Source organism: Leucobacter sp. M11, from assembly GCF_035726885.1.
Taxonomy (GTDB): domain Bacteria; phylum Actinomycetota; class Actinomycetes; order Actinomycetales; family Microbacteriaceae; genus JAPFRB01.
Genome location: NZ_JAPFRB010000005.1, coordinates 138,209 through 138,904, shown reverse-complemented (window position 1 = coordinate 138,904; position 696 = coordinate 138,209). Strand labels below are relative to the sequence as shown.

General features: G+C 73.9%; 1 pseudogene. It reads right to left on the bottom strand.

Going from position 1 to position 696, the window contains the following annotated elements:
* Positions 1-696 (bottom strand): annotated as a pseudogene (locus OOT08_RS15975) (bifunctional [glutamine synthetase] adenylyltransferase/[glutamine synthetase]-adenylyl-L-tyrosine phosphorylase); the annotation flags it as partial.

The following is a 696-nucleotide window of genomic DNA, read 5'->3' as shown; positions in this document are numbered from 1 at the left end:
CCCGTTCGGACGGAACACGCAAATCAGGTCGAGGTCGGAGGAGAAGCCGAGCTCGCCCCCGCCGAAGCGGCCCATCGCGACGAGCAGGAATTCGAGGCCGTCCGCATCGGGGTCCGCGCCCGTTTCGGCGGGGTCCCCCGCGGAGCCGGTGAGCGGCGCGTTCCGGTGCAGCTCCCGCCGGATGAATCGCGTGAGCTGCTCCAGGAGGGAGCGGTGGGCGGCGTCGAGGCCCGCCGCCAGCTCGCCGAGCCCGATCACCCCGACGAGCGAGCCCATCGCGAGCCGCAGCAGCTCTCGCCGGTGCACCTGGCGGAGCGCGGGGGCCGCGGCGTCCACGGAGCCGTGTCGGCGGGCGATTGCGGCGAGCTCCTCGCTCAGTTCGCGGTACCCGGCCGGGACGAGGCGCTGCTCCCCCTCCAGCCAGGCGACGGATTCCGGGATCGACTCGAGCAGTTCCCCGACGAAGCGGGAGCCGGAGAGCACCTGGGTGAGCCGCTGCGCGGCCCCCGTGCCGTCGCGGAGCAGGCGAAGGTACCAGGGCGTGTCCCGGAGGGAATCGCTGATCCTGCGGAAGGACAGCAGGCCGTAGTCCGGGTCCGCCCCCTCCGCGAACCACTGCAGCAGCACCGGCAGCAGGTTGCGCTGGATGACCGCGCGCCGGCTGGTCCCCCGGCTGAGCGCGGCGATGTGGCGGAG